Source organism: Neisseria sp. HMSC70E02 (genome assembly GCF_001838645.1).
GTDB lineage: Bacteria > Pseudomonadota > Gammaproteobacteria > Burkholderiales > Neisseriaceae > Neisseria > Neisseria macacae.
Genome location: NZ_KV838048.1, coordinates 1 through 24,716, shown reverse-complemented (window position 1 = coordinate 24,716; position 24,716 = coordinate 1). Strand labels below are relative to the sequence as shown.

General features: G+C 46.5%; 37 protein-coding genes and 2 pseudogenes. 7 read left to right on the top strand and 32 right to left on the bottom strand.

Translation table 11 applies throughout. The annotated features are described in order from the left end of the window. Window positions 1–108 precede the first annotated feature (108 nt). From rplQ to HMPREF3277_RS00240, 29 genes are all read right to left on the bottom strand, one after another. Entirely contained in the window at window positions 109–483 is a 375-nt protein-coding gene (gene rplQ / locus HMPREF3277_RS00375) for a 50S ribosomal protein L17 (RefSeq protein WP_036492091.1), read from the bottom strand. A 24-nt stretch (window positions 484–507) separates the two neighbouring features. Next, window positions 508–1,494, bottom strand: coding sequence for a DNA-directed RNA polymerase subunit alpha (rpoA, locus tag HMPREF3277_RS00370; protein ID WP_049229992.1), 987 nt, complete (start codon window positions 1,492–1,494; stop codon window positions 508–510). A 25-nt stretch (window positions 1,495–1,519) separates the two neighbouring features. Next, a complete protein-coding gene (gene rpsD, locus HMPREF3277_RS00365; protein WP_003742907.1) occupies window positions 1,520–2,140 on the bottom strand; it encodes a 30S ribosomal protein S4 in 621 nt (206 codons plus the stop codon). Window positions 2,141–2,155: 15 nt separating this feature from the next. Continuing rightward, window positions 2,156–2,551: a 30S ribosomal protein S11 gene (gene rpsK / locus HMPREF3277_RS00360; RefSeq protein WP_002216249.1), complete on the bottom strand. Its 396-nt coding sequence runs from the start codon at window positions 2,549–2,551 to the stop codon at window positions 2,156–2,158. Between the two features lie 19 nt (window positions 2,552–2,570). Then, window positions 2,571–2,933 carry a 30S ribosomal protein S13 gene (gene rpsM, locus HMPREF3277_RS00355; protein ID WP_003749295.1) on the bottom strand — a complete coding sequence of 121 codons (363 nt, stop codon included), beginning with the start codon at window positions 2,931–2,933 and terminating at the stop codon, window positions 2,571–2,573. 65 nt (window positions 2,934–2,998) lie between these two features. Next, a complete protein-coding gene (gene rpmJ, locus HMPREF3277_RS13205) occupies window positions 2,999–3,112 on the bottom strand; it encodes a 50S ribosomal protein L36 (RefSeq protein ID WP_003697674.1) in 114 nt (37 codons plus the stop codon). A 19-nt stretch (window positions 3,113–3,131) separates the two neighbouring features. Further along, on the bottom strand, window positions 3,132–3,350 hold the full coding sequence (gene infA / locus HMPREF3277_RS00350) for a translation initiation factor IF-1 (protein ID WP_002215452.1): 219 nt from the start codon (window positions 3,348–3,350) through the stop codon (window positions 3,132–3,134). A gap of 4 nt (window positions 3,351–3,354) precedes the next feature. Further along, the gene (gene secY, locus HMPREF3277_RS00345; RefSeq protein ID WP_049230002.1) at window positions 3,355–4,668 is read right to left on the bottom strand and encodes a preprotein translocase subunit SecY; all 1,314 of its coding nucleotides are present in this window, start codon (window positions 4,666–4,668) and stop codon (window positions 3,355–3,357) included. Window positions 4,669–4,681: 13 nt separating this feature from the next. Next, the gene (gene rplO / locus HMPREF3277_RS00340) at window positions 4,682–5,116 is read right to left on the bottom strand and encodes a 50S ribosomal protein L15 (protein WP_070869707.1); all 435 of its coding nucleotides are present in this window, start codon (window positions 5,114–5,116) and stop codon (window positions 4,682–4,684) included. Between the two features lies 1 nt (window position 5,117). Next, complete coding sequence (gene rpmD / locus HMPREF3277_RS00335) at window positions 5,118–5,303, bottom strand: 50S ribosomal protein L30 (RefSeq protein WP_003759717.1); 186 nt, start codon at window positions 5,301–5,303, stop codon at window positions 5,118–5,120. After that, the gene (rpsE, locus tag HMPREF3277_RS00330; protein ID WP_003684704.1) at window positions 5,296–5,814 is read right to left on the bottom strand and encodes a 30S ribosomal protein S5; all 519 of its coding nucleotides are present in this window, start codon (window positions 5,812–5,814) and stop codon (window positions 5,296–5,298) included. The genes rpmD and rpsE overlap by 8 nt, the downstream gene beginning before the upstream one ends. A 17-nt stretch (window positions 5,815–5,831) precedes the next feature. Further along, window positions 5,832–6,185: a 50S ribosomal protein L18 gene (rplR, locus tag HMPREF3277_RS00325; RefSeq protein WP_003759720.1), complete on the bottom strand. Its 354-nt coding sequence runs from the start codon at window positions 6,183–6,185 to the stop codon at window positions 5,832–5,834. Between the two features lie 13 nt (window positions 6,186–6,198). Then, window positions 6,199–6,732, bottom strand: a complete 534-nt coding sequence (gene rplF, locus HMPREF3277_RS00320; RefSeq protein ID WP_049225351.1) for a 50S ribosomal protein L6 — start codon at window positions 6,730–6,732, stop codon at window positions 6,199–6,201. A gap of 13 nt (window positions 6,733–6,745) precedes the next feature. Further along, window positions 6,746–7,138 (bottom strand): 30S ribosomal protein S8, encoded by a 393-nt coding sequence (gene rpsH, locus HMPREF3277_RS00315; RefSeq protein WP_003759723.1) that lies wholly within the window; start codon window positions 7,136–7,138, stop codon window positions 6,746–6,748. A 14-nt stretch (window positions 7,139–7,152) separates the two neighbouring features. After that, window positions 7,153–7,458, bottom strand: a complete 306-nt coding sequence (gene rpsN, locus HMPREF3277_RS00310; RefSeq protein WP_003684736.1) for a 30S ribosomal protein S14 — start codon at window positions 7,456–7,458, stop codon at window positions 7,153–7,155. Window positions 7,459–7,460: 2 nt separating this feature from the next. After that, window positions 7,461–8,000: a 50S ribosomal protein L5 gene (rplE, locus tag HMPREF3277_RS00305; RefSeq protein WP_003759725.1), complete on the bottom strand. Its 540-nt coding sequence runs from the start codon at window positions 7,998–8,000 to the stop codon at window positions 7,461–7,463. Between the two features lie 9 nt (window positions 8,001–8,009). Further along, window positions 8,010–8,333, bottom strand: coding sequence for a 50S ribosomal protein L24 (gene rplX / locus HMPREF3277_RS00300; protein WP_070774660.1), 324 nt, complete (start codon window positions 8,331–8,333; stop codon window positions 8,010–8,012). 11 nt (window positions 8,334–8,344) lie between these two features. Then, the gene (gene rplN / locus HMPREF3277_RS00295) at window positions 8,345–8,713 is read right to left on the bottom strand and encodes a 50S ribosomal protein L14 (RefSeq protein WP_002215434.1); all 369 of its coding nucleotides are present in this window, start codon (window positions 8,711–8,713) and stop codon (window positions 8,345–8,347) included. A gap of 225 nt (window positions 8,714–8,938) precedes the next feature. Continuing rightward, on the bottom strand, window positions 8,939–9,202 hold the full coding sequence (gene rpsQ, locus HMPREF3277_RS00290) for a 30S ribosomal protein S17 (protein WP_003707145.1): 264 nt from the start codon (window positions 9,200–9,202) through the stop codon (window positions 8,939–8,941). After that, window positions 9,202–9,393 carry a 50S ribosomal protein L29 gene (rpmC, locus tag HMPREF3277_RS00285; protein ID WP_003675882.1) on the bottom strand — a complete coding sequence of 64 codons (192 nt, stop codon included), beginning with the start codon at window positions 9,391–9,393 and terminating at the stop codon, window positions 9,202–9,204. Before rpmC ends, rpsQ begins: the two co-directional genes overlap by 1 nt. Then, window positions 9,393–9,809, bottom strand: coding sequence for a 50S ribosomal protein L16 (gene rplP / locus HMPREF3277_RS00280; protein WP_003675880.1), 417 nt, complete (start codon window positions 9,807–9,809; stop codon window positions 9,393–9,395). Before rplP ends, rpmC begins: the two co-directional genes overlap by 1 nt. Beyond that, a complete protein-coding gene (gene rpsC / locus HMPREF3277_RS00275) occupies window positions 9,793–10,488 on the bottom strand; it encodes a 30S ribosomal protein S3 (protein ID WP_003675878.1) in 696 nt (231 codons plus the stop codon). Before rpsC ends, rplP begins: the two co-directional genes overlap by 17 nt. A 9-nt stretch (window positions 10,489–10,497) precedes the next feature. After that, window positions 10,498–10,827 (bottom strand): 50S ribosomal protein L22, encoded by a 330-nt coding sequence (gene rplV, locus HMPREF3277_RS00270; RefSeq protein ID WP_003675877.1) that lies wholly within the window; start codon window positions 10,825–10,827, stop codon window positions 10,498–10,500. An 8-nt stretch (window positions 10,828–10,835) separates the two neighbouring features. Continuing rightward, window positions 10,836–11,114 carry a 30S ribosomal protein S19 gene (rpsS, locus tag HMPREF3277_RS00265; RefSeq protein WP_002215422.1) on the bottom strand — a complete coding sequence of 93 codons (279 nt, stop codon included), beginning with the start codon at window positions 11,112–11,114 and terminating at the stop codon, window positions 10,836–10,838. Between the two features lie 5 nt (window positions 11,115–11,119). Next, the gene (rplB, locus tag HMPREF3277_RS00260) at window positions 11,120–11,953 is read right to left on the bottom strand and encodes a 50S ribosomal protein L2 (RefSeq protein ID WP_003742892.1); all 834 of its coding nucleotides are present in this window, start codon (window positions 11,951–11,953) and stop codon (window positions 11,120–11,122) included. Between the two features lie 5 nt (window positions 11,954–11,958). Continuing rightward, the gene (rplW, locus tag HMPREF3277_RS00255) at window positions 11,959–12,273 is read right to left on the bottom strand and encodes a 50S ribosomal protein L23 (protein WP_002231529.1); all 315 of its coding nucleotides are present in this window, start codon (window positions 12,271–12,273) and stop codon (window positions 11,959–11,961) included. Next, a complete protein-coding gene (rplD, locus tag HMPREF3277_RS00250) occupies window positions 12,270–12,890 on the bottom strand; it encodes a 50S ribosomal protein L4 (RefSeq protein ID WP_002218573.1) in 621 nt (206 codons plus the stop codon). Before rplD ends, rplW begins: the two co-directional genes overlap by 4 nt. Continuing rightward, window positions 12,890–13,534 carry a 50S ribosomal protein L3 gene (gene rplC / locus HMPREF3277_RS00245; protein WP_002215400.1) on the bottom strand — a complete coding sequence of 215 codons (645 nt, stop codon included), beginning with the start codon at window positions 13,532–13,534 and terminating at the stop codon, window positions 12,890–12,892. The genes rplD and rplC overlap by 1 nt, the downstream gene beginning before the upstream one ends. A 336-nt stretch (window positions 13,535–13,870) precedes the next feature. Next, entirely contained in the window at window positions 13,871–14,374 is a 504-nt protein-coding gene (locus HMPREF3277_RS00240; RefSeq protein WP_003765304.1) for a hypothetical protein, read from the bottom strand. Between the two features lie 381 nt (window positions 14,375–14,755). Between HMPREF3277_RS00240 and pyk the strand changes: the two genes are divergently transcribed. The 3 genes from pyk to HMPREF3277_RS00225 all read left to right on the top strand — a co-directional run bounded on the left by pyk (window position 14,756) and on the right by HMPREF3277_RS00225 (window position 18,644). Then, the gene (gene pyk, locus HMPREF3277_RS00235; RefSeq protein WP_070869706.1) at window positions 14,756–16,228 is read left to right on the top strand and encodes a pyruvate kinase; all 1,473 of its coding nucleotides are present in this window, start codon (window positions 14,756–14,758) and stop codon (window positions 16,226–16,228) included. A gap of 253 nt (window positions 16,229–16,481) precedes the next feature. Next, window positions 16,482–16,859, top strand: a complete 378-nt coding sequence (locus HMPREF3277_RS00230) for a hypothetical protein (protein WP_232203849.1) — start codon at window positions 16,482–16,484, stop codon at window positions 16,857–16,859. Between the two features lie 372 nt (window positions 16,860–17,231). After that, window positions 17,232–18,644 (top strand): OmpP1/FadL family transporter, encoded by a 1,413-nt coding sequence (locus HMPREF3277_RS00225; RefSeq protein WP_070869705.1) that lies wholly within the window; start codon window positions 17,232–17,234, stop codon window positions 18,642–18,644. Window positions 18,645–19,034: 390 nt separating this feature from the next. Here the strand turns inward: HMPREF3277_RS00225 and HMPREF3277_RS15085 are convergent. After that, window positions 19,035–19,097: pseudogene (locus tag HMPREF3277_RS15085) on the bottom strand (transposase); the annotation flags it as partial. 55 nt (window positions 19,098–19,152) lie between these two features. On the opposite strand from HMPREF3277_RS15085, the gene HMPREF3277_RS00220 reads away from it, so the two are divergent. Then, window positions 19,153–19,305, top strand: coding sequence for an ABC transporter permease (locus HMPREF3277_RS00220; RefSeq protein WP_246830728.1), 153 nt, complete (start codon window positions 19,153–19,155; stop codon window positions 19,303–19,305). A 235-nt stretch (window positions 19,306–19,540) separates the two neighbouring features. Here HMPREF3277_RS00220 and HMPREF3277_RS00215 read toward each other — a convergent pair whose 3' ends face one another. Further along, the gene (locus HMPREF3277_RS00215) at window positions 19,541–19,834 is read right to left on the bottom strand and encodes a hypothetical protein (protein ID WP_070869703.1); all 294 of its coding nucleotides are present in this window, start codon (window positions 19,832–19,834) and stop codon (window positions 19,541–19,543) included. 221 nt (window positions 19,835–20,055) lie between these two features. On the opposite strand from HMPREF3277_RS00215, the gene efeU reads away from it, so the two are divergent. From efeU to efeB, 3 genes are all read left to right on the top strand, one after another. Next, window positions 20,056–20,892, top strand: coding sequence for an iron uptake transporter permease EfeU (gene efeU, locus HMPREF3277_RS00210; RefSeq protein WP_003775827.1), 837 nt, complete (start codon window positions 20,056–20,058; stop codon window positions 20,890–20,892). Window positions 20,893–20,946: 54 nt separating this feature from the next. Continuing rightward, window positions 20,947–22,119 carry an iron uptake system protein EfeO gene (efeO, locus tag HMPREF3277_RS00205; RefSeq protein ID WP_070869702.1) on the top strand — a complete coding sequence of 391 codons (1,173 nt, stop codon included), beginning with the start codon at window positions 20,947–20,949 and terminating at the stop codon, window positions 22,117–22,119. A 353-nt stretch (window positions 22,120–22,472) separates the two neighbouring features. Continuing rightward, complete coding sequence (gene efeB / locus HMPREF3277_RS00200) at window positions 22,473–23,741, top strand: iron uptake transporter deferrochelatase/peroxidase subunit (RefSeq protein WP_070869701.1); 1,269 nt, start codon at window positions 22,473–22,475, stop codon at window positions 23,739–23,741. Window positions 23,742–24,085: 344 nt separating this feature from the next. Here the strand turns inward: efeB and HMPREF3277_RS00195 are convergent. After that, window positions 24,086–24,490 (bottom strand): annotated as a pseudogene (locus HMPREF3277_RS00195) (helix-turn-helix domain-containing protein); the annotation flags it as partial. Between the last annotated feature and the right edge of the window lie 226 nt (window positions 24,491–24,716).

Sequence of the window (24,716 nt, the reverse complement as noted above, 5' to 3'; positions counted from 1 at the left end):
TATTGTACTATTTTGTTTTTAATTTACTATAAAATACTCAAAAGGTAGCTTGCATATAACAAAACACCATTTGAGAAAACAAATGGTGTTTTATTATGGTGTATTAGATTACTCGGCAGCTTCTGCTGCTTTGTCTACTAATTCAATCAATGCCAAAGGTGCATTGTCGCCTTTGCGGAAACCATATTTCAGTACACGAATATAACCGCCATTACGGGCAGCAAAACGTGGACCTAACTCATCAAACAATTTAACTACAACATCACGATCACGAGTGCGGTCAAATGCCAAACGACGGTTTGCCAAGGAAGGTTTTTTACCCAATGTAATCAAGGGTTCTACTACGCGGCGCAATTCTTTAGCTTTAGGCAAAGTTGTCACAATAGTCTCGTGAGTCAACAATGAGTTCGCCATATTACGCAGCATTGCAGCGCGATGGCTGCTTGTACGGTTTAATTTGCGGTTACCATTACGATGACGCATGTCATTATCCTTTAATCTTCAAACTTACGGCTTTTCTAAGCCTACAGGCGGCCAAGCTTCCAATTTGGAACCTAGTGTCAAGCCTTTAGATGCCAACACTTCTTTGATTTCATTCAAAGATTTACGACCCAAATTCGGAGTTTTAAGAAGCTCTGTTTCAGTACGTTGAATCAAATCGCCGATATAATAAATATCTTCAGCTTTCAGACAATTAGCTGAACGTACCGTTAATTCCAAATCATCTACCGGACGCAGCAGGATAGGGTCAATAGGAGGAGCTTTTTCTTCAACTTCTTCTACTGGAGTACCTTGCAAATCAGCAAAGATAGACATTTGATCAATTAAAATACGAGCGGCACTACGTACAGCTTCTTCAGGATCAATAGAACCATCAGTTTCAATATCCAAAACCAATTTATCTAAATCCGTACGCTGCTCTACGCGTGCAGGTTCAACTTCAAAGCTAACACGACTGATGGGCGAAAAGCTCGCATCCAACTGAATTGCACCAATCTGGCGGTTTTCATCGCGCACAACACGACGACCGGAAACAGATTGATAGCCACGCCCCTGCTCAACTTTGATTTCCATCTCAATTTGACCATTCTCGGCCAAATGACAAATAATATGCTCAGGATTTAAAATTTCCACATCATGTGGCAATTCAATGTCACCGGCAACTACTGTACCGGCCCCTGACTTTTTCAAAGTTAACTGAACTTGGCCACGCCCATGCAGCTTAAATACAATACCTTTGACATTCAACAAAATATCGACGACATCTTCTTGAACGCCATCAACAGTAGAGTATTCGTGCAATACACCGGAAATGGCCACTTCAGTAGGAGCAAAACCATTCATGGATGACAGTAAGATACGACGCAAAGCATTACCTAAAGTATGACCAAAACCGCGCTCAAACGGCTGCATGGATACTTTTGCACGAGTTGTAGATAAAGTATCGACATCAATTTGACGAGGTTTCAAAAATTCGGTTGTGCTATTTTGCATTTAACTGTCCCTCACTGAGCTAGCGTTATTTAGAGTAGAATTCTACCACCAGCTGTTCATTAATATCGCCAGTTAATTCTGAACGATCCGGCATATTTTTAAATACGCCTTCCAATTTGTCTGCATCAACAGAAACCCAGCTTGGTAAACCGATTTGAGTTGCCAGACTTAAAGCTTCCTGGATACGAACCTGTTTTTTAGCTTTCTCACGAACAGCTACAACATCACCAGCTTTAACTTGGAAAGAAGGAATATTTACAACCTGACCGTTAACGGTAATTGCTTTATGAGAAACCAGCTGACGCGCCTCAGCACGAGTCGAGCCAAATCCCATGCGATATACTACATTATCCAAACGAGACTCTAACAATTGCAGCAGCAATTCACCAGTAGAGCCTTTACGTCGATCTGCTTCTGCAAAATAGCGACGGAATTGACGTTCCAATACGCCATAAATACGACGAATCTTTTGCTTCTCACGTAATTGCAAACCATAGTCGGACAAACGCGGTTTTTTTGCGCCGTGCTGACCAGGAGCGGAGTCCAGTTTACATTTAGAATCCAAAGAACGACGAGCGCTCTTCAAAAATAAATCAGTACCTTCACGGCGTGCTAATTTACATTTAGGGCCAATATAACGTGCCATGTTTCAATCACTCCTTTAAATACGACGTTTTTTAGGCGGACGGCAACCGTTATGAGGCAACGGAGTAACGTCGGTAATACTGGTAATTTTAAAACCAAGAGCGTTGAGTGCACGTACAGAAGACTCTCGACCGGGACCAGGGCCTTTTATACGAACTTCTAAATTTTTAACGCCATATTCTTGGGCAACTTTACCAGCTGCTTCTGCAGCCACTTGAGCTGCAAACGGTGTACTTTTACGAGAACCTTTAAAACCAGCGCCGCCAGAGGTAGCCCAAGACAATGCATTGCCTTGACGGTCAGTGATTGTAATGATGGTATTGTTGAAAGAAGCATGTACATGCACAATACCTTCGCTTACGGTTTTACGTACTTTTTTACGTACACGCGAAGCTGTGTTTGCTTTAGCCATTAATAAAATTCCTTAAAAATTATTTTTTACCAGCAATCGCTTTACGCGGACCTTTGCGGGTACGAGCGTTTGTGCGAGTGCGTTGACCACGACAAGGCAAACCTCGACGATGACGGAAACCACGGTAACAACCCATGTCCATCAATCGTTTGATGCTCATCGTTACCTCACGGCGCAAATCGCCTTCCACTTCATACTTGGCAACTTGTTCACGCAAAGCGTCTAATTGAGCCTCGTCCAAATCTTTTGCTTTTGTAGTGGGAGCAATATTTGCTGCCTCGCAAATTAATTTAGCACGAGTAGCACCGATACCATAAATAGCCTGCAAGCCAATTACGATATGTGCATTATTAGGGATATTTACCCCTGCAATACGAGCCATATTTTTTCCTTTAAACGGCAAAGTTCGTCACTATACCACAAAGTCTTGCTAAAAGAAAAGTTCCCTTAACCTTGACGCTGTTTGTGACGAGGATCAGTACAAATTACACGAACCACTCGATTACGACGGATAATCTTACAGTTGCGGCAAATTTTCTTTACAGACGGTTGTACACGCATTATCTTTCCTTATATCGTTTTATCTAGCTCGGAAGACAATCCGAGCTCGAGTTAAATCATAAGGTGTCAGTTCTACCGTCACCTTATCCCCAGGAGAGATCCGGATATAGTGCATACGCATTTTCCCGGAAATATGACCTAATACAATATGGTCATTCTCAAGCTTTACTTTAAAAGTTGCGTTAGGTAGAGTTTCAAGAATCTCCCCCTGCATTTGTATGGTATCTTCTTTAGCCATAATTCTACTTACGTGATAAAGATTTCATATCAAGACCGCTCATTAAACTCTCATATTGCTGAGTCATGCGGTAAGAGTTAATTTGGGTACTAAAGTCCATTGTCACCACGACTAAAATCAGTAAAGATGTACCACCCAAATAAAAAGGAACATTCAAAGCTGTTGTCAAAAATTCTGGAATTAAACAAATAGTTGTAATATATAATGCACCAAACAAAGTGAGGCGTAATACAACCTGCTCCAGATACTGAGAAGTTTGCTTACCAGGTCGAATTCCCGGCACAAAAGCACCGCTTTTCTTCAAATTCTCTGCCATTTCTTTTGGACTAAAAACCAAGGCTGTATAAAAATAGCAGAAGAAAATAATTGTCACTGTAAATAACAAAATATATAAAGCTTGCCCATGCTGAAGCAAACCAGCAATTTTATGCAACAAACTACCGGTATCATTAGAACCAAACCAGCTTAACAAAGTGGATGGAAACAAAATAATACTTGACGCAAAAATAGGAGGAATGACGCCTGCCATATTCAACTTAAAGGGCATATGTGTATTAGAACCTTGCATTACACCACTACCAACTTGGCGTTTCGCATAATGCACGGGAACTTTACGCTGTGCACTTTCAAAATATACAACAATATAAATTAATAACAATGCACCAATAACGATTGACACAGCCGTAGGCATACCAATTGATCCTTGACTCGTTAAAGCTAATAATCTTGCTATACCGGAAGGAATACCGGCAGCGATACCAGCAGTAATAATCAAGGAAATGCCATTCCCAATTCCGCGCTCCGTAATCTGCTCACCTAACCACATCAGGAACATTGTACCTGTGACTAAGCTCACTACCGTAGAAATATGGAACTCCAAAGAATTAGTGACAACCACACCTTGCTGGAATACAAAGGTAGCTACACCAAAACTCTGTAAGATGGCTAATAGCACTGTACCGTATCTTGTATATTTTGTAATAACTTTTCGACCTGCCTCCCCTTCCTTTTTTAATGCCTTTAAAGAAGGAATAATTTCAGAGGCCAACTGAACAATTATTGATGCTGAAATATATGGCATTATGCCAATTGCGAATATACTAAAGCGCTCTAACGAACCACCAGAAAACATGTTCAACATGCCTAGTATGCCGTTCCCAGCGCTTTCGTATAATTTAGCTAAAGCAACAGCATCTACGCCAGGTACAGGGATATGGGCACCAATACGAAAAACAATTAACGCCCCTAAAAGAAACGTTAGACGTTTTTTCAGATCTCCAAATTTGGACAAGCCTGATAAAGATTGTTGATTAGCCACTATAATGCAAGCCTTATTCTTCCACTATACCACCAGCAGCTTCAATTGCTGCTTTAGCCCCTTTAGTGGCTTTAATGCCCCTCAGGACAACAGCTTTTGAAAGCACACCAGAGGCAATAACTTTCACATTGGAAACAGTTGTAGGAACCAACCCGGCTTGCTTGAGAACTAATACATCAATCTCATTCACAGCGAGCAAGTTCAATTCACTCAAACGAATCTCAGCATTAGCAGCAGCAGTCAAAGATTTGAAACCACGTTTTGGCAGGCGACGTTGCAAAGGCATTTGACCGCCTTCGAAACCTACTTTATGAAAACCACCAGAACGGCTTTTTTGACCTTTATGACCACGGCCACCAGTTTTACCTAAACCACTACCAATACCACGACCTACACGACGACGAGCGTGAGTAGCCCCCTCAGCAGGTTGAATAGAATTTAGAAACATATCAAGACTCCACTTTCAACAAGTAGCTGATTTTGTTAATCATACCACGGTTTTCAGGGGTATCTAAAACCTCTACTGTATGCTCACGATGGCGCAAACCTAAACCACGAGCACATGCACGATGAGATTCAATTGTACCAATCAGGCTCTTCACCAATGTAACTTTAATCTTTTTTTGCTCAGTCATGGTTTGCTCCCAAAATGTCTTCCACTGTTAGGCCACGTTTAGCAGCGATATCAGCAGGTGTATATAACTTAGACAAGCCGTCTAATGTAGCTCGTACAATGTTATAAGGGTTTGTAGAACCATGCACTTTAGCAGAAATGTTATGAATACCCATAGCATCAAAAACTAAGCGCATAGGACCACCTGCCTTTACACCACTACCTTCTTTAGCGGGTTGCATAAAGACTTTAGTAGCGCCATGACGTCCAATAACCTCATGATGAATCGTACCATTTTTTAGAGGTACTTTAATCATAGAGCGACGAGCCTGATCCATTGCTTTTTGAACAGCTACCGGCACTTCTTTTGACTTACCTTTACCCATGCCAATACGACCATCCCCATCACCAACAACAGTTAGCGCAGAGAAAGCCATGATACGACCACCTTTAACTACTTTAGTTACGCGATTAACTGCGACCATTTTTTCAATCAGGCCGTCACCACGTTCTTCAATTTCATGTTTTGCCATCTGAAAGTCTCCAATTATTAGAAGCTTAAACCATTTTCACGTGCGGCTTCAGCCAAAGCTCTCACACGACCGTGATATTGGAAACCTGAACGATCAAAAGCAACTTTTTCTACGCCTACTGCTTTAGCTTTCTCAGCAATGCGCTTTCCTACTACTGCAGCTGCCTCGACGTTGCCACCAGATTTCAGACTACCACGCACTTCAGCTTCCAATGTAGAGGCTTGAGCCAATACTTTATCACCTTCAGCACTAATTACTTGAGCATAAATATGATTATTGCTACGGAACACACATAATCTTACCATTTTCAAGTCCGCAATACGTGCACGGGTTTTGCGTGCACGACGGAGTCGGGTTGTATGTTTATCCATTAGTGAACCTCAATTATTTTTTCTTGGCTTCTTTCATCACTACCACTTCACCTACATAACGAACACCCTTACCTTTATAAGGCTCAGGAGAACGGAATGCACGAATTTCAGCAGCGACTTGACCAACTACTTGTTTATCTGCACCAGTCAAAACGATCTCTGTTTGGCTAGGAGTTTGAACAGAAACACCTTCAGGCATTTCATATACGATTGGATGAGAAAAACCCAAAGACAAATTCAAAACTTTGCCTTGAGCTTGAGCACGGTAACCCACACCAATCAATTGTAGTTTTTTCTCAAAACCTTCTGAAACACCTTTAACCATATTGTTAACTAATGCACGAGCAGTACCTGACATAGCATTTGCCTGCTTACTGTCATTTTTTGCAGCAAAAGTTAATTTACCATCGTTTAATTCAATGGCGACATCAGAATGCAAAGGAAAGACCAACTCGCCATTCTTACCCTTGATAACCAATGCTTCTGTTCCAAATTTTACTTCTACACCAGCAGGAACAGTCACTGGGTTTTTTGCGACACGTGACATTTACTTTTCTCCACTAGGCTACGATGCACAACAACTCACCACCGACGCCCTCAGAGCGAGCCTTGCGGTCAGTCATCACACCTTTAGAAGTACTAACAATAGCGATACCCAATCCATTCATAACATTAGGAATTTCGCTAGAAGCTTTGTAAATACGCAAACCTGGACGTGAAACACGTTTAATTTGCTCAATCACAGGACGGCCTGCATAATATTTCAATTGAATTTCCAATACCGGCTTCGCATCAGCAGAAACCGAAAAATCCTCGATATAACCTTCTTCTTTCAAGACTTTTGCAATTGCACACTTTAATTTAGAGGAAGGCATGGCAACTGCTACCTTATTGGCACGCTGCGCATTACGAATACGAGTCAACATATCGGAAATAGGATCATGCATACTCATTATTAATACTCCTATTACCAGCTAGCTTTAACAACACCGGGAATCTCGCCACGCATAGCGATTTCACGGATTTTAATACGACCCAAACCGAATTTACGGAAAGTACCACGAGGACGACCTGTCAAAGCACAACGACGGCGTTGACGTACAGGAGCTGCATTACGCGGAATGGATTGGAATTTCAGACGAGCTTCGAAACGCTCCTCTTCAGTTGCATTCGCATCATTAATAACAGCAAAAATTGCCTCACGTTTGGCTGCAAACTTTTTCGCCAGAGCTTGACGTTTCAGTTCACGATTAATAAGTGCTTTCTTAGCCATGATTATCCTTTAAACGGAAACTTGAACAGTGACAATAAAGCTTTAGCTTCCTCATCAGTTTTTGCAGTAGTTGTAATAGTAATATTCAAACCACGCAAAGCATCAATTTTATCGTATTCAATTTCCGGGAAAATGATTTGCTCGCGAACACCCATGTTATAATTACCACGACCATCAAATGATTTGCCACTTACACCACGGAAGTCACGTACACGAGGTAATGCAATAGTAATCAAACGATCCAAGAATTCAAACATTTGATCACGGCGCAATGTTACTTTGCAACCGACAGGATAATTATCGCGAATCTTAAAACCTGCGATAGATTTACGAGCAACAGTAACGACTGGTTTTTGACCAGCAATTTTCTCTAAGTCAGATACCGCGTGCTCCATAACTTTTTTATCAGCAACAGCTTCTCCGACACCCATATTTAAAGTAATTTTTTCAATACGAGGAACTTCCATTACTGACTTGTAACCAAATTGTTTAATCAGTTCAGGAACAACTGTATCTTTATAAAACTCTCTCAAACGAGCCATGTTATCTCCTTATGCTCCAATAACAGAGCCATTTGATTTGAAGAAACGAACGCGCTTAATTTTGCCTTCATTCTCAATCAGTTTAATACCAACACGGTCTGCTTTATTAGTTTCCGGATTCAGGATTGCAACATTAGAAATATCCAACGGCATTTCTTTAGCAACAATACCACCCTCAATACCACGCATCGGATTAGGTTTTTGGTGGCGTTTTACAACGTTAATACCTTCAACAACGACTTTACTACCCAATACGCGAACTACTTGACCTTGCTTACCTTTATCCTTACCAGTGATCACAACAACTTGGTCACCTTTAATGATTTTATTCATCGCGCTATTCCTTATAACACTTCAGGCGCCAATGAAACGATTTTCATAAATCGCTCAGTACGCAACTCGCGGGTTACCGGACCAAAAATACGGGTACCCAGAGGTTCAAGTTTATTGTTTAACAACACAGCGGCATTGTTATCGAATTTAATCAACGCACCATCAGGACGACGCACACCTTTAGCAGTACGAACAACAACTGCATTGTATACATCACCTTTTTTAACACGACCACGCGGGGCCGCATCTTTAACTGCGACTTTAATAATATCGCCAACAGAAGCGTAGCGACGCTTAGATCCGCCCAACACTTTGATGCACATCACACGACGCGCACCAGAGTTATCAGCCACATCTAAGATGGTCTGCATTTGAATCATATTAGTACCTTTAAATTAACCAACTTAATTTACCATTTTCATATAACTCGCCCACTTGTTTCAATTGAGCTAACTAAATGAAACCATCACGGTTCTAGTAAACCAGTCTTGGATCCCGAAGGGAAGAAACTTCCAGAAGAAACTGAAAGATAAGAAACGAAGTTTACACGCAAATTCACTTTGGCGCAACACTTCGTTTCTTATTAAAGCTAACTGTCTTAAATTTTAAACAGTACGCGCTTTCTCAACCAGTTCTTTAACAACCCAAGATTTGGTTTTTGACAGTGGACGAGATTCCGCAATTACTACAACATCGCCAATTCCATATTGATTATTTTCATCATGGGCATGGATTTTAGTTGATAAACGGATAATTTTACCGTACAGAGGATGTTTTACTTTACGTTCAACCAATACTGTCACAGTTTTGTCCATTTTGTCGCTTACCACTTTGCCTTGCAAAGTACGAACATTTTTATTTTCGCTCATTACTTAGCACCTTTTTCAGTTAAAATGGTTTTAATACGAGCAATATCGCGACGTACACGTTTTAATTCGCTTGGCTTACCCAATTGACCAGTTGCGTTTTGCATACGTAAGCCAAACTGAGCTTTCAACAAGTCCAACAAATCTGCATTTAATTGCTCAATAGATTTGTCTTTCAATTCATTTGCTTTCATTATTGACCTACCTGTCTTACTACAAAGGTCGTAGGAATAGGCAATTTGGCAGCAGCTAATTCAAATGCTTCACGAGCCAAAGCCTCTGGAACACCGTCCATTTCATACAACACTTTGCCTGGTTTGATTTCGGCAATGTAATATTCCACGTTACCTTTACCGCCACCCATACGAACTTGAATAGGTTTTTCAGTAATTGGTTTATCAGGGAATACACGAATCCAAATACGACCACCACGTTTAATGTGGCGAGTCATTGTACGACGAGCAGCTTCGATTTGGCGGGCAGTCAAACGACCGCGACCAACGGCTTTCAAACCGAACTCACCGAAACTTACTTTGTTACCGCGGGTAGCAATACCAGTATTGCGACCTTTTTGTTGCTTGCGGTATTTCAGTCTAGTTGGCTGCAGCATTACGTCCACCTGCCTTTCTTTGTTTCTTTTCATGCTCAGGTTTAGCTGAAGTCTTTACATTACCTTCAGTATAGACCCAAACTTTCAAACCCAGCACGCCATAAGTAGTATGAGCTTCGCTAGTTGCATAATCTACGTTTGCACGCAAAGTATGCAGAGGTACTCGACCTTCACGATACCATTCGCTACGAGCAATATCCGCACCATTCAGACGACCTGAGGTCATAATCTTGATACCTTTTGCTCCTGAACGCATAGCATTTTGCATAGCGCGTTTCATAGCACGGCGGAATTGAACGCGTTTTTCCAATTGCTGAGCAATACCATCAGCAATAATTTGTGCATCCAATTCAGGTTTACGGATTTCTTCGATATTCACATGAACAGGCACGCCCATCAAGGCTTGCAAATCACGTTTCAGAACTTCGATATCCTCACCTTTTTTACCAATTACTACGCCCGGACGGGCAGAGTGGATGGTAATGCGTGCAGATTTTGCAGGACGTTCAATAACTACGCGACCAACAGAAGCATTCGCCAATTTTTTACGCAGGTAGTTACGAACATCAATGTCTTGTTTCAAAACAGCAGAAAAGTCGGTGCTTTTAGCAAACCATTTTGAAGCCCAGTCTTTAGTTACCGCCAGGCGAAAGCCTGTAGGGTTAATCTTTTGTCCCATAGCTTTTCCTTAGTTGCCCACTGTCACATTGATATGACAAGTTTGTTTTTCAATGCGGTTACCGCGACCTTTGGCGCGAGCTTGGAAACGTTTCAAGCTTGGACCTTTGTCAACAAAGATAGTTACCACTTTCAACTCATCAATGTCGGCACCGTTATTGTGCTCGGCATTAGCAATAGCTGATTCCAATACTTTTTTAATCAACTCAGCACCTTTTTTAGGACTGAAAGTCAAAATATTCAAAGCTTGGGCAACGTCTTTACCGCGAATCAAATCAGCCACCAAACGAGCTTTTTGAGCTGAAATACGGGCATTTTTATGTTGTGCATTTACTCTCATGATTCACCTTATTTCTTTTTAGCCTTTTTATCAGCCAAGTGGCCTTTAAAGGTACGGGTCAATGAGAATTCACCTAATTTATGACCAACCATGTTATCACTGATAAACACGGGCACATGGGTGCGGCCGTTGTGTACAGCAATGGTCAGACCGATAAAATCAGGCAGAATGGTAGAACGACGAGACCAAGTTTTAATCGGGCGCTTGTCGTTGCTTGCACGAGCAGCATCTACTTTTTTCAGCAAATGCAGGTCTACATATGGGCCTTTTTTCAATGAACGAGCCATACTAATTAACCTTTATTTGAGTAACGACGACGAACAATCATGTTATCCGTGCGTTTGTTATTACGAGTGCGGTAGCCTTTAGCAGGAGTACCCCATGGGCTAACCGGTTCGCGAGCTTCACCGGTACGACCTTCACCACCACCATGCGGGTGATCGACAGGGTTCATGACAACACCACGAACGGTCGGACGAATACCGCGCCAACGATTGGCACCGGCTTTACCGATTTTTTTCAGGCTTTGCTCTTCGTTACCGACTTCACCGATGGTTGCACGGCAATCTACGTTGATTTTGCGAACTTCGCCAGAGCGCAGACGGACTTGAGCGTATGCACCTTCTTTAGCCAACAATACCGCAGAAGCACCGGCAGAACGTGCAATTTGTGCACCTTTACCAGGTTTCATTTCGATACAGTGGATAGTCGTACCAACGGGGATGTTGCGGATCGGCAGAGTGTTACCTACTTTGATGGCAGCTTCAGCACCGGAAACCAATACAGCACCGGCTTGAATACCGCGAGGAGCGATGATGTAGCGACGCTCACCGTCTGCATAGCACAACAGTGCAATGAAGGCAGTACGGTTAGGATCGTATTCAATACGCTCTACTTTTGCAGGGATACCGTCTTTGTTACGTTTAAAGTCTACAACACGGTAATGGTGTTTATGACCGCCGCCTTTGTGACGGGTGGTGATATGACCATTATTGTTACGACCGGCAGTAGAATTTTTCTTTTCGAGCAAAGGTGCATAAGGCGCACCTTTGTGCAAACCTTCTGTTACCACGCGAACCATGCCGCGACGGCCTGCAGAAGTTGGCTTCATTTTAACGATTGCCATTTTGTTTATTCCTTATCTGCAGCTGCAGCAGCGGCTTCCAAATCCAACTCTTGACCGGCAGCCAAGCTTACATAAGCTTTTTTAACATCGCTGCGGCGGCCCAAAGTACGACCAAAACGCTTAGTTTTACCTTTAGTAGTAACGGTAGTTACAGAAGCAACTTGAACACCGAACAGCAGCTCAACAGCAGCTTTGATTTCAGGTTTGGTTGCATTTGCCAAAACTTTAAACGTCATTTGGTTGCGTTTTTCAGCCAATACGTTGCTTTTTTCAGAAACGATAGGTGCCAAAATCACTTGAGTCAAACGTTGTTGATTCATACCCATTGCTCCTCTAATTGTGCAACCGCATCTTTAGTGATGATTACTTTTTTGTAACGCAGCAAGCTGTAAGGATCAACTTGTTGAGCTTCCAAAACCAACACATTCGGCAAGTTGCGTGAAGCCAAGTAAACATTCTCATCGAGCTGTTTGGTTACAAACAGCACTTGCTCCAGACCTAGATTTTTCACTTGTTCAGCAAAAACTTTGGTTTTAGGAGTTTCAGCAGTCAACGCTTCGATAGCAAACAAACGTTCGTCACGGGCCAATTGGGACAGGATAGTCGCCATACCGGCACGGTACATTTTACGGTTTACTTTTTGAGTGAAGTTTTCGTCGGGTTTGTTCGGGAACGCACGACCACCTTTACGCCACAGCGGAGAAGAAGTCATACCGGAACGGGCACGGCCGGTACCTTTTTGACGCCATGGTTTTTTGGTTGAGTGTTTTACTTCGGCACGGGTTTTTTGAGCACGGTTACCAGAGCGGGCGTTTGCCAAGTAGGCATTTACCAGCTGATGAACCAACGCTTCATTGTATTCGCGAGCGAACAAAGCATCAGAAACAGACAGACTGCCTGAAACTTGTCCTTTAGCGTCAATTACTTTCAATTCCATTACGCACCTACTTTCACGCTAGGACGAACTACAACATCGCTGTTGACCGCACCCGGAACAGCACCCTTAACCAACAGCAGTTGGCGTTCTGCATCAACACGGACAACTTCCAGTTTTTGGACAGTTGCTTTAGTGTTACCGTATTGACCGGCCATGCGTTTACCGGGGAACACGCGACCTGGGTCTTGCGCCATACCGATAGAACCTGGAACACGGTGAGAACGGGAGTTACCGTGGGAAGTACGTTGGGCACCGAAGTTATGACGTTTGATCGTACCGGAGAAACCTTTACCTTTAGAGGTACCGGTTACATCGACCAGTTGACCGACTTCAAACATAGAAACGGTGATTTCGTCACCGGCTTTCAATTCAGCCAGTTTTTCTTCAGTCAAAGCAAACTCGATCAAACCGCGACCGGCTTCAACACCTGCTTTTGCAAAGTGCCCGGCTTCGGCTTTGTTGACACGGTTAGCTTTTTTCTGACCAAAGGTAACTTGAACGGCAGTATAGCCGTCAGTATCTTTGGATTTTACTTGTGTAACGCGGTTGGCAGACATATCCAAAACGGTTACCGGAACAGAAACACCCTGTTCGTCGAACACGCGGGTCATACCAACTTTGCGTCCAACCAGACCTAAAGTCATGATTATTTTCCTTTTAAAGTAAAGGGGCGGGCTACGATTGGCCTGCCTTCGGACAATGATAAAACTTGGCACATTTGTACCAAGCCCTGCACTATACCACGACAATAAAGAAGTTTTCAAGAAAAATCTTAGGTTTGCCGCAGGTTATTTACCGCTATCCGACAGATTTGAGGTTTACCCAATCCATCGCTATCCTGTTCTGAATTTTGACAGTCTTAATTGTTGTTCAACGATATAAAAGGTCGTCTGAAATTTCATCTACAACAAAATTTCAGACGACCTCTTCTCGATATATGGTTATTTTACGCTACTCGGATACGTTTTATACCGAGAATGCTATTTCTGCAACTCCGTCGGTGGGTTTTGCTCGGGCTGGCGCGTGTGCAATTTATACCAACCAAACAACCGCACCAAACATAAAAAGGCAATCAAGGGCATACATAAAGCGGAAACCAAATAACGCGGGTTGCCGGTATTGAGGATGTTTCCTCCTGCCGACAGAGTTAATGCAGCATTAAACCATTCCCACAATGAAGGCACACTGAAAGCCAACACAGCAATCAGTCCGAGCGTCCGGAAAATACCGATAGGCAAAATCTGACGTTTTAGCACTGTACGGTTTAGCTGTAACAAGACAATCAATCCGAACCCGATGATGATAACCATGCCGCCGTTTGCAACGATTTGCAGGCTGTTGAACGCGATGTCGGGCGTTACCGCCAGTCCGCCGTCTGAAGCAGGAGCCGCTTGCTGCTGAAGGTTAAGTCCTTGAACGATATTTAAAACGAAACCATAAACCATATCGGCAAGCATAATACCTATAGGCAAAGAAGTGAGCATTCGTCTTAGCATGGTTGTGTCTGATAATGATGAAGAAGATACGGATGGAAACTAATGTGGTTTCAGACGACCTATTCACACTATATACATCCATTTAAGAAGGGTCGTCTGAAAAGTGGCAGACGGTATTGTAGCGGATTGCCGCCCCAAACGTATGTAAAATTAAATTTAGCCTAAGTCATAAAATCCTGTAATTTTCCACCAATCATTTAACTTTGGGAGTAAAATCCCAAAATATTAATTTGCATCATGATTTACGGCTTGGATGTCTCGACATAAGTTTTAGATTTACAGTTTCAGACGACGTTGGGATGCTATTTTGTAATTTTCTAACAAAGCCGTATGCCATTTATCAACGGATTGACCGAAAGGACGCTTCACATGAGTAATGCAAAACGCGATGTAACCCGCATCAGCCACAACACCAAAATCGTCGCCACGTTGGGGCCGGGCAGCAACAATGTTCAGTTGTTGGAAGACATGATCCGTGTAGGCGGTCTGAATGTCGTCCGTTTCAACTTCAGCCACGGCACGCCTGAATTCCATCAGGAAAACGCCCGCATCGTGCGTGAAGCAGCAAAACGCGCGGGACAGGAAATCGCCATCCTCGCCGACTTGCAAGGTCCGAAAATCCGTGTCGGCAAAATCGCCGGCGGCAGCATCGAATTGAACAAAGGCGAAACGCTGGTTCTTGATTCCGCACTCGAAGGCGAAGGCACTCGCGATGCAGTCGGTTTGGACTACCGCGACCTGCCTAATGATGTCGTTGCGGGCGATGTTTTGTGGTTGGACGACGGTTTGCTGACTTTGACTGTGGAATCCGTTGAAGGCAGTAAGATTGTTACTAAAGTTGAAAACAACCATGTGTTGAAAAGCAACAAAGGCATCAATAAACGCGGCGGCGGTTTGTCCGCAGGCGCGTTGACCGAGAAAGACTTCCGCGACCTGAAAACCGCGATTGCCATCGGTTGCGACTACCTCGCCATCAGCTTTGTAAAATCCGCCGAAGATTTGCACACTGCCCGCGCCAAAGTCGAAGAAGAAATGAAAGGCAGCACTGCGGTTCGCCCCGGCTTGGTTTCCAAAATCGAACGTGTGGAAGCGATTGAAAACTTGGACGAAATCATCCTCGCCAGCGACGGTATCATGGTGGCGCGCGGCGACTTGGCGGTCGAAGTCGGACACGCAGCTGTCCCCGCCCTGCAAAAACGCATGATCCGCCGCGCACGCGAATTGCGCCGCTTCAGCATTACGGCAACCCAAATGATGGAATCCATGATCACCAACCCCGTACCGACCCGCGCGGAAGTCAGCGACGTGGCAAACGCAGTATTGGACGGCACCGATGCGGTGATGTGTTCCGCCGAAACCGCCGTCGGCGCGTATCCGTTTGAAACCGTCAGCCAAATGGCGATTATTTGCGCGGCTGCGGAAAAAGAACAAGATTCGCTCAACGGCGTTGCCGAACAGGTCGATTATCCCGAAGCCGTCAGCACCAACTTGGCGATTGCCGGCGGCGCGGTCAGCGTGGCGCGCGCGGTTCACGCCAAAGCCATCGTCGCCCTGACTGAAAGCGGTTCGACCGCCTTCGAAGTCAGCCGCCACAACATCACCTTGCCGATTTTCGCTCTGACCCCGAGCATTTCCGCCCAACGCCGTATGGCGATGTACCGCGGCGTGCGCCCGATGATTCTGGCGACCAGCACCGACCACGATACCGCGCTGAACGAAGTGGAAGCCATGTTGGTCGAACATAAAATCTTAAGCTCCGGCGACCAATACATCATCACCAGCGGTTCGCAAATGCGCGAATCCGGTTCGACCAATACGCTGGAAGTGTTGCGCGTTAAATAATCGACACGCAAACGACAGATAAACAAGAGGTCGTCTGAAAACTTGGAAACGGGTTTTCAGACGACCTTTCGTTTTCTTTTGAAGCAAGATTTTTGAGCACTGAAACACTAGGAGCCTATAATTTTTTAAGAACCCCAAGTCTAGACGCAAAGACAGAAAAGTGTGCTGCTTTGGAAGCTGGAAAATATCTAACGGGCTTGAGGACCAATATAAGAACTTCAACCAATCAACTTTCAATAAGCAAGAAATGAATATGCCCAAAGATCAAATGAAAGATAATTTTTTTGACCTTATAGAAGAATTTCTAAATTTATTTAATCAGAGAGATTTTAAACAACTCGAAATCAAATTTCAGATTAACAAAGGTGTGTATGAGGAAATTTTGGAAGAACTGGATGATGAAAATCTTTTAGCTAAAAAATTATCATTACCTCCCAAAGCAATAGCATTGACCGCACGAAATGATAATAGGGCAATATTTGAAACATATGAAATGAATGGTACAGAAGAAGTTATAGGAATCGAATGCTGTTTATATGCAGATAACAAGGAAACTGACCTAACCCTAGAAGGTAGTTTTCATAAAAAAGATGGCAAATTTATTTTTGTTTATCAGGGTATTCGTGCATAAAGCTCTAATAGAGGGAACCAAGTCATCAATAAACCCCGCAATGACATCTTTACCACAGTCCCGCCCTCTCCTATCTACGCAACACACAAGTTTTTCCGAAAGCGTCCAAAAATATTAGGCAAACGCGATAACGTGGTATAGAATCGAGTACCTACACTAATCAAACGGAATGACCGTTAGGAAACAACCGTATTTTGATTGAAAACTGCCGTCCTTCAGCCTCAAAATTCGCGCAAAAGCAGCTTGCAGGATTTTCGCTTCAAAGACCATCGTTTCAATTCAACATGCCGATTCCAAACCGTCAGCCCGCTCCAGACACGGAGGCGTTTGTTTCAGACGACCTCTTTATTATTTACACGCAGGTACAAGAAAATGACACACTCACCCATCAAACAAACCGTAATCTTACTCAGCGCCGTCTTCTTCTCCGGCGCCGTCCATGCTTCGGGCTACCATTTCGGTACGCAGTCGGTCAACGCGCAAGGCACTGCCAACTCTTCCGGCGCGGAAGCCGCCGACGCATCGACCATCTTCTACAACCCTGCCGGCCTGTCCAAACTCGACAGTAGCCAAGTTTCCGTCAACGCCAACATCGTCATCCCCAGCATCCACTACGAAGCCGATTCCGCAAAATACTATCAAGGTGGCGATGTTTCAGGCTCGAAAAGCGGCAAAATCACCAAAACCACCGTCGCCCCACACCTCTACGGCGCATACAAAGTCAATGACGACGTAACTTTGGGCTTGGGCTTGTACGTCCCCTTCGGTTCTGCCACCGAATACGAAAAAGATTCCGTACTGCGCCACAACATCAACAAACTCAGCCTCACCAGCATCGACATCGAACCGGTCGTCGCTTGGAAAGCCAATGAAAACCATGCTTTCGGCGCAGGCCTGATCGCCCAATATTCCAAAGCCGAATTGCGCAAATATTCCGACTGGGATGCCTCCGGCTCTATCAGCCAACTCGCCAGCGGCCTTGCCTCACGCGCCGCTGGCCGCCCTGTCTCCGTCAGTGCGCAAGGCAAATCTGACGGACACGCCGAAGTAAAAGGCCACGACTGGGGCTTCGGCTATCAACTCGCTTGGATGTGGGACATCAACGACCGCGCACGGGTCGGCGTGAACTACCGCTCCAAAGTAACCCACACCCTCAAAGGCTCGGCAGAATGGGAAGCCGACGGCGCATACGCCCGCCGCGCATGGGATTTGGGCGCGCTTGCCGCCCGCGGTTACGTTCCGCATGAAAAAGCAAGTGTCAAAATCGTCACGCCCGAATCCTTGTCCGTTCACGGCATGTACAAAGCCACCGACAAATTCAACCTGTTCAGCGATGTGACTTGGACGCGTCACAGCCGCTTTAACAAAGCGGAACTGGTTTTTGAAAACACCAAAAACGTCGTCAACGGCAAATCCGACCGCACCGTCATCACCCCCAACTGGCGCAACACTTACAAAGTCGCGCTCGGCGGTTCTTACCAAGTGACCGACCCGCTGCAACTGCGCGCAGGCATCGCCTTTGACCGCTCGCCCGTCAAAAACGCCGGCTACCGCATGAACAGCCTGCCCGACGGCAACCGCATCTGGTTCTCGCTTGGCGCGAAATACCATATCGGCAAAAACCACGTCCTCGATGCCGCTTACAGCCACATCCACATCAACGACACCCGCTACCACACTGCCCGCGCCACCGGCAGCGATGTGGACAGCAAAGGCGCATCCAGCGCACACTTCAAAAACCACGCCGACATCATCGGCCTGCAATACACTTACAAATTCAAGTAAGCCGTTTTACGCCGACATCAAAAGGTCGTCTGAAAACCGATATCTAGGTTTTCAGACGACCTTTTGCCATAAATTGACATCAGGAATGCTTCCTTCCGCCTCCCATCGGACGGGTACGCAGAATAAGGCCACCGTCTCAGCCGAATGCAGACAGGATCAATAAAAAACCTCCTCATTTGGAAGACTCGGGATAGGCGCTTGATTTATCAAATTAATAATTATGACGAACTTTTTACCCCGGCCCCTACCTTAAGAAGTAAAGCAGTCCAATTATGCGAACTGTCCGCCATAAACATTATAGTGGATTAACTTTAAACCAGTACGGCGTTACCTCGCCTTAGCTCAAAGAAAACGATTCTCTAAGGTGCTGAAGCACCAAGTGAATCGGTGCCGTACTATCTGTACTGTCTGCGGCTTCGGCGCCTTGTCCTGATTTAAATTTAATCCACTATAAAGGGCTTCAAAGTGAATGAATAATTTCCAAATACTTTTGCTTCTAGGCATCTTGATGATGCTTCTCACCATCCTTCTCTACAAAAAAGGCTGGGTAAAACCCGTCAAACCCGCCGAATCCGACAGCCGTCCTCCGATTTTCTGGATTTCGATAACGGTCGTCATCATGCTCGGCATCATTTCTTTAATCAGGTGGATGGAATGGTAATCGACATGAAGGGAAGGTCGTCTGAAACCTCGATATTCGGATTTTCAGACGACCTTTTTGTTTAGCTTATTGGTGTTCCAATATTCCCATACATACGGACAAACAGCGTTTCCGGGAAAGCGTTTGACGTTGATTCGCTTTGTTTTGCGGTAAATTCTGATGCTGCCTTTTGACTTGTTTAAATAATGGTTTACTGATGAAATAATAAAAATTATTTGCATTTGTGCGACTCCGTTTATAAACTCTTACTTTTAAGACAGGCAGATGGCGGTACTTTGTCAGACTTGGGATAAAGAGACGGCGGAATCAGATATCCGATAGATATTTTTGGCGTATCAGACAGTATTTCAAACCCGATATTTTCAAACAAAATTTCTACTGCCCTGTCTAACTGGGGTCGTCTGAATTTTTTAGAGAGGTTTGTCATATCCGTCATGCTGATACCGATAGCCCTTTTCTTCTCTTTCTTCTTTTTTGCCTTACACCGCGCTATCGCGCCCGATAGGGTGTTGGACGGTGACACGCTCATTTGTTTTAGCCGTAACAAGTTTTTCAGCCGCAAGCTTTTGTATTGCGGAACGCGGGGCGTATTTGTTTATCACGTTGTCCGAAGGGAAGCCTGTGGTTCGGTCATGAAGGTTTCGACAGGCTTCATGAACATTTGCTGCATGTAAATTCGAATGCAGTGAAGGCAAAATGGGCTGGTTTTGGCCCTCATATGGATATTAAGTTTTAAGGTTTGTTTTATATATGTTGATTGCTTTTTTGATTATGTTGCGCGAGGGCATCGAGGCGGCTTTAATCGTCGGCATCGTCGCCGGTTTTTTGAAACAGTCGGGACATTCGCGGCTGATGCCTAAGGTGTGGCTGGGCGTGGCTTTGGCTGCGCTGATGTGTTTGGGCATCGGATACGGCATCCATTCGGCAACGGGCGAGATTCCTCAGAAGGAGCAGGAATTTGTGGTCGGCGTTATCGGTTTGGTGGCGGTGGCGATGCTGACTTATATGATTTTATGGATGAAAAAAGCCGCCCGTTCGATGAAGCAGCAGCTTCAGGATTCGGTTCAGACAGCCTTAAACCGCGGTAACGGTCAAGGCTGGGCTTTGGTCGGTATGGCGTTTCTGGCTGTGGCGCGCGAGGGGCTGGAGAGTGTGTTTTTCCTCTTGGCGGTGTTTCAGCAGAGTCCGACTTGGTCTATGCCCGTCGGCGCGGTATTGGGGCTGCTGGCCGCAGTGGTCATCGGCGCGCTGATTTATCAGGGCGGTATGCGTCTGAATCTGGCGAAGTTTTTCCGCTGGACGGGCGCGTTTTTGATTGTGGTGGCCGCCGGCTTGGTGGCCGGTTCGCTGCGCGCGCTGCATGAGGCGGGCGTGTGGAACCACCTGCAAGAGGTGGTGTTTGATTCTTCCAAATACCTGCATGAAGACAGTCCGCTGGGCGTGCTGCTCGGCGGCTTCTTCGGCTATACCGACCACCCGACGCAGGGCGAGGTGCTGGCGTGGCTGCTGTATTTGGTTCCCGTCATGATTTGGTTTTTGCACGGCAGCAGGCCCGCCGCGGTGCAGAGGTCGTCTGAAAGCCATTAGTGGTGCTTAAAAATTCCGTATCCCATTCTTATCAACATGCCAAAGAGGTTTGAAATGAAAAAACTCAATATAACTGCTTTATCCGTGATGCTGGCTTTGGGTCTGACCGCGTGTCAGCCGCCCGAAGCGGAAAAATCTGCGCCTGCCGCGTCAGGTGCATCGGGTGCATCAAGCGCGAATGCCGGCGGCTCCGTCAACGTCGCCGTGAACGACACCGCCTGCGAACCGATGGAACTGACCGTACCGAGCGGACAAGTCGTGTTCAACATCAAAAACAACAGCGGCCGCAAGCTCGAATGGGAAATCCTCAAAGGCGTGATGGTGGTCGATGAACGCGAAAACATCGCCCCCGGACTTTCCGACAAAATGACCGTTACCCTGCTGCCGGGCGAATACGAAATGACCTGCGGCCTTTTGACCAACCCGCGCGGCAAATTGGTAGTAACCGACAGCGGCTTTAAAGACACCGGCAACGAAGCCGATTTGGAAAAACTCGCCAAACCGCTTGCCGACTATAAAGTTTACGTCCAAGGCGAAGCCAAAGAGCTGGTTGCCAAAACCAAAGCCTTCACTGACGCCGTCAAAGCGGGTGACATCGAAAAAGCCAAATCCCTGTTTGCCGCCACCCGCACCCACTACGAACGCATCGAGCCGATTGCCGAACTCTTCAACGAACTCGACCCCGCCATCGACGCGCGTGAAGACGACTTCAAAGACAAAACCGAAGACGCGGCCTTCACCGGCTTCCACCGCATCGAACACGCCCTGTGGGTCAAAAAAGACGTATCCGGCGTGAAAGACATTGCCAACAAACTCATGAAAGACGTTGAAGCCCTGCAAAAAGAAATCGACGCCCTCTCCTTCCCGCCGAACAAAGTCGTCGGCGGCGCGGCAGTGTTGATTGAAGAAGTTGCCGGTAGCAAAATCAGCGGCGAAGAAGACCGTTACAGCCACACCGACTTGAGCGACTTCCAAGCCAACATCGAAGGCGCGCAAAAAATCGTCGAACTCTTCCGTCCGATGATTGCCGAGAAAAACAAAGCCCTGCTCGAGAAAGTCGATGCCAACTTCAAACAAGTGACCGACATCCTCGCCAAATACAAAACCAAAGACGGCTTTGAAACTTACGACAAACTCAGCGACGAAGACCGCAAAACTCTTCAGGCACCGATTAACGCCCTTGCCGAAGACCTGAGCCAACTGCGCGGCACACTGGGTCTCAAATAAACTTGACCCGCCCGTTTCAGACGACCTTTTGAGGATACAAGGGGTCGTCTGAAAACTTATCGCTGACAGCAGTTATGCCCGCGCGGCAATCGCAGACGTAGCGTGGGCTTTGCCCACGAACCCCAAAAGCCGTGTAGGTCGGATACTTGTATCCGACAAAGCAATCGTAGGTTGGGTCGAGACCCAACAAAACCTCTTCATTCCAACGTTTTGTCAGGTTTAACCACCCAACCTAACCCTACCGTCAGCCCTGTTGGTCGGATACTTGTATCCGACAAAGCACAAACCGCGACACACCTTGCCGTCATGCCAAACGTCGGATTCAAGAATCCGAGCTACATTCAGGACAAACCATGAGCCAAGACAACTCACAACCCACCCAACCGACCAAACGCACCCTGTTCAAAACCGTCCTTGCCGCAGGCGCAGCCGGCGCGGCAGGCTGGTTCGCCGGTAAACAACAAGGCGAAACCGCCGCCGAGACCCGTCTCAACGAACACTCCCCGCAAGCCTACCCCTGCTACGGCACGCACCAAGCCGGCATCACCACCCCGCACCAACTCTTCGGCATCATGTGCGCCTTCGACGTAACCGCCAAAGACCCCAAACAACTCGAAAACCTCTTCCGCACCCTCACCGCCCGCATCGAATTCCTCACCCAAGGCGGCGAATACCAAGACGGCGACGAAAAACTCCCCCCCGCAGGCAGCGGCCTGCTCGGCAAAACATTCCGTCCCGACGGCCTCACCATCACCGTCGGCGTCGGCAGCAGCCTCTTTGACGAGCGCTTCGGACTCAAAGACAAAAAACCCCGCCACCTCCAAGAAATGCGCGACTTCCCCAACGACCGCCTCCAAAAATCATGGTGCGACGGCGACCTCAGCCTCCAAATCTGCGCCTTCACCCCCGAAACCTGCCAAGCCGCCCTGCGCGACATCATCAAAAACACCGCCCAAACCGCCGTCATCCGCTGGAGCATAGACGGCTGGCTGCCCAAAGCCGAACCCGGCGCCATCGCCGCCCGCAACCTCTTAGGCTTCCGCGACGGCTCCGGCAATCCCGACGTATCCGATCCCAAAATTGCCGACCAAGTCCTCTGGACAGGCATCGCCGCCAACAGCCAAGACGAACCCGCCTGGGCGAAAAACGGCAGCTACCAAGCCGTCCGCCTCATCCGCCACTTCGTCGAATTCTGGGACAGAACCCCCTTGCAGGAACAAACCGAAATCTTCGGCCGCCGCAAATACAGCGGCGCCCCCATGGACGGCAAAAAAGAGAGCGACACCGCCGACTTCGCCAAAGACCCCGACGGCAAAACCACCCCCAAAGACAGCCACATGAGGCTCGCCAACCCGCGCGACCCCGAGTTCATGAAAAAACACCTGCTCTACCGCCGCGCCTTCAACTACTCCCGCGGCCTCGCCGCCAACGGCCAGCTTGACGTCGGCCTGATTTTCATCTGCTACCAAGCCAACCTCGCCGACGGCTTCATCTTCGTCCAAAACCTGCTCAACGGCGAACCGCTGGAAGAATACATCAGCCCCTTCGGCGGCGGCTATTTCTTCATCCTCCCCGGTGTAGAAAAAGGCGGCTTCCTCGCCCAAAGCCTGCTCAGCACGTGAACACAGATTTAGGATAAACCAACCCGTAGCATAGGCTTTGCCCACGACCTTTCACCAAACATCCGAATCCAATTATCCCTGTTCATTCTGACGGCGCAGAGGTCTTATCCGTAAAGCTCTCTCTGCAAAAAGGTCGTCTGAAAACTAAGTATTCCGGTTTTCAGACGACCTTTCCGTCAAATAGGCACAGACTTGGGACAAACCGAACCCGTAGCGTAGGCTTCGCCCACGACCTTCCACTCAAACATCCGAATCCAATCATCTCTGTTTATTCGTGGATAGAACCCACGCTACGGGCGGCTTGGTTTTTAATCAGCATTATGAACCGTCATTCCCGCGTCGGCGGGTTTGCTGCATATTCTAAGGTGTTGCCACAAAGTGCCGCCGTTGCTTTTGTCTTGGCGGAGGTAGCGGTAAATGGTGCTGTGATGGAGTGTGATCCCGTGGTGTTTATGCAGGTAGGCGCATACTTGTTCGGGACTGAGTTTGCGGCGGATAAGGGTGTCGATGTGCTGAATGAGCTGCGAATCGAGCTTATAGGGTTTTCGCTGATGCTGTTTGGTAAGCCGGCTTTGCCGTTGGGCTTTATCGGCGCTGTATTGCTGTCCTTGGATGCAGTACCGCTTGATTTCTCGGCTGATGGTGCTTTTGTGGCGGTTGAGCTGTTTGGCGATTTCGGCGATGGTGCAGTGGCGGGACAGGTATTGGATATGGTATCGTTCGTCTTGGGTCAGTTGTGTGTAGCTCATGGCAATCTTTCTTGCAGGAAAGGCCGTATGCTACCGCATACTGGCCTTTTTCTGTTATGGAAAGTTGCATTTCAAATGCGAATCCGCCGACCTTTCCACATAGGTCTCTCAATGCATCCTGATCTGACGGCCGAATGAAACGGGACAGGCATGGCAGCCTTACCCTCCCGACACAAAGGCCGTCCGACTCCTGACTGGATTCGGACGGCCTTTTCATCACCGGGTC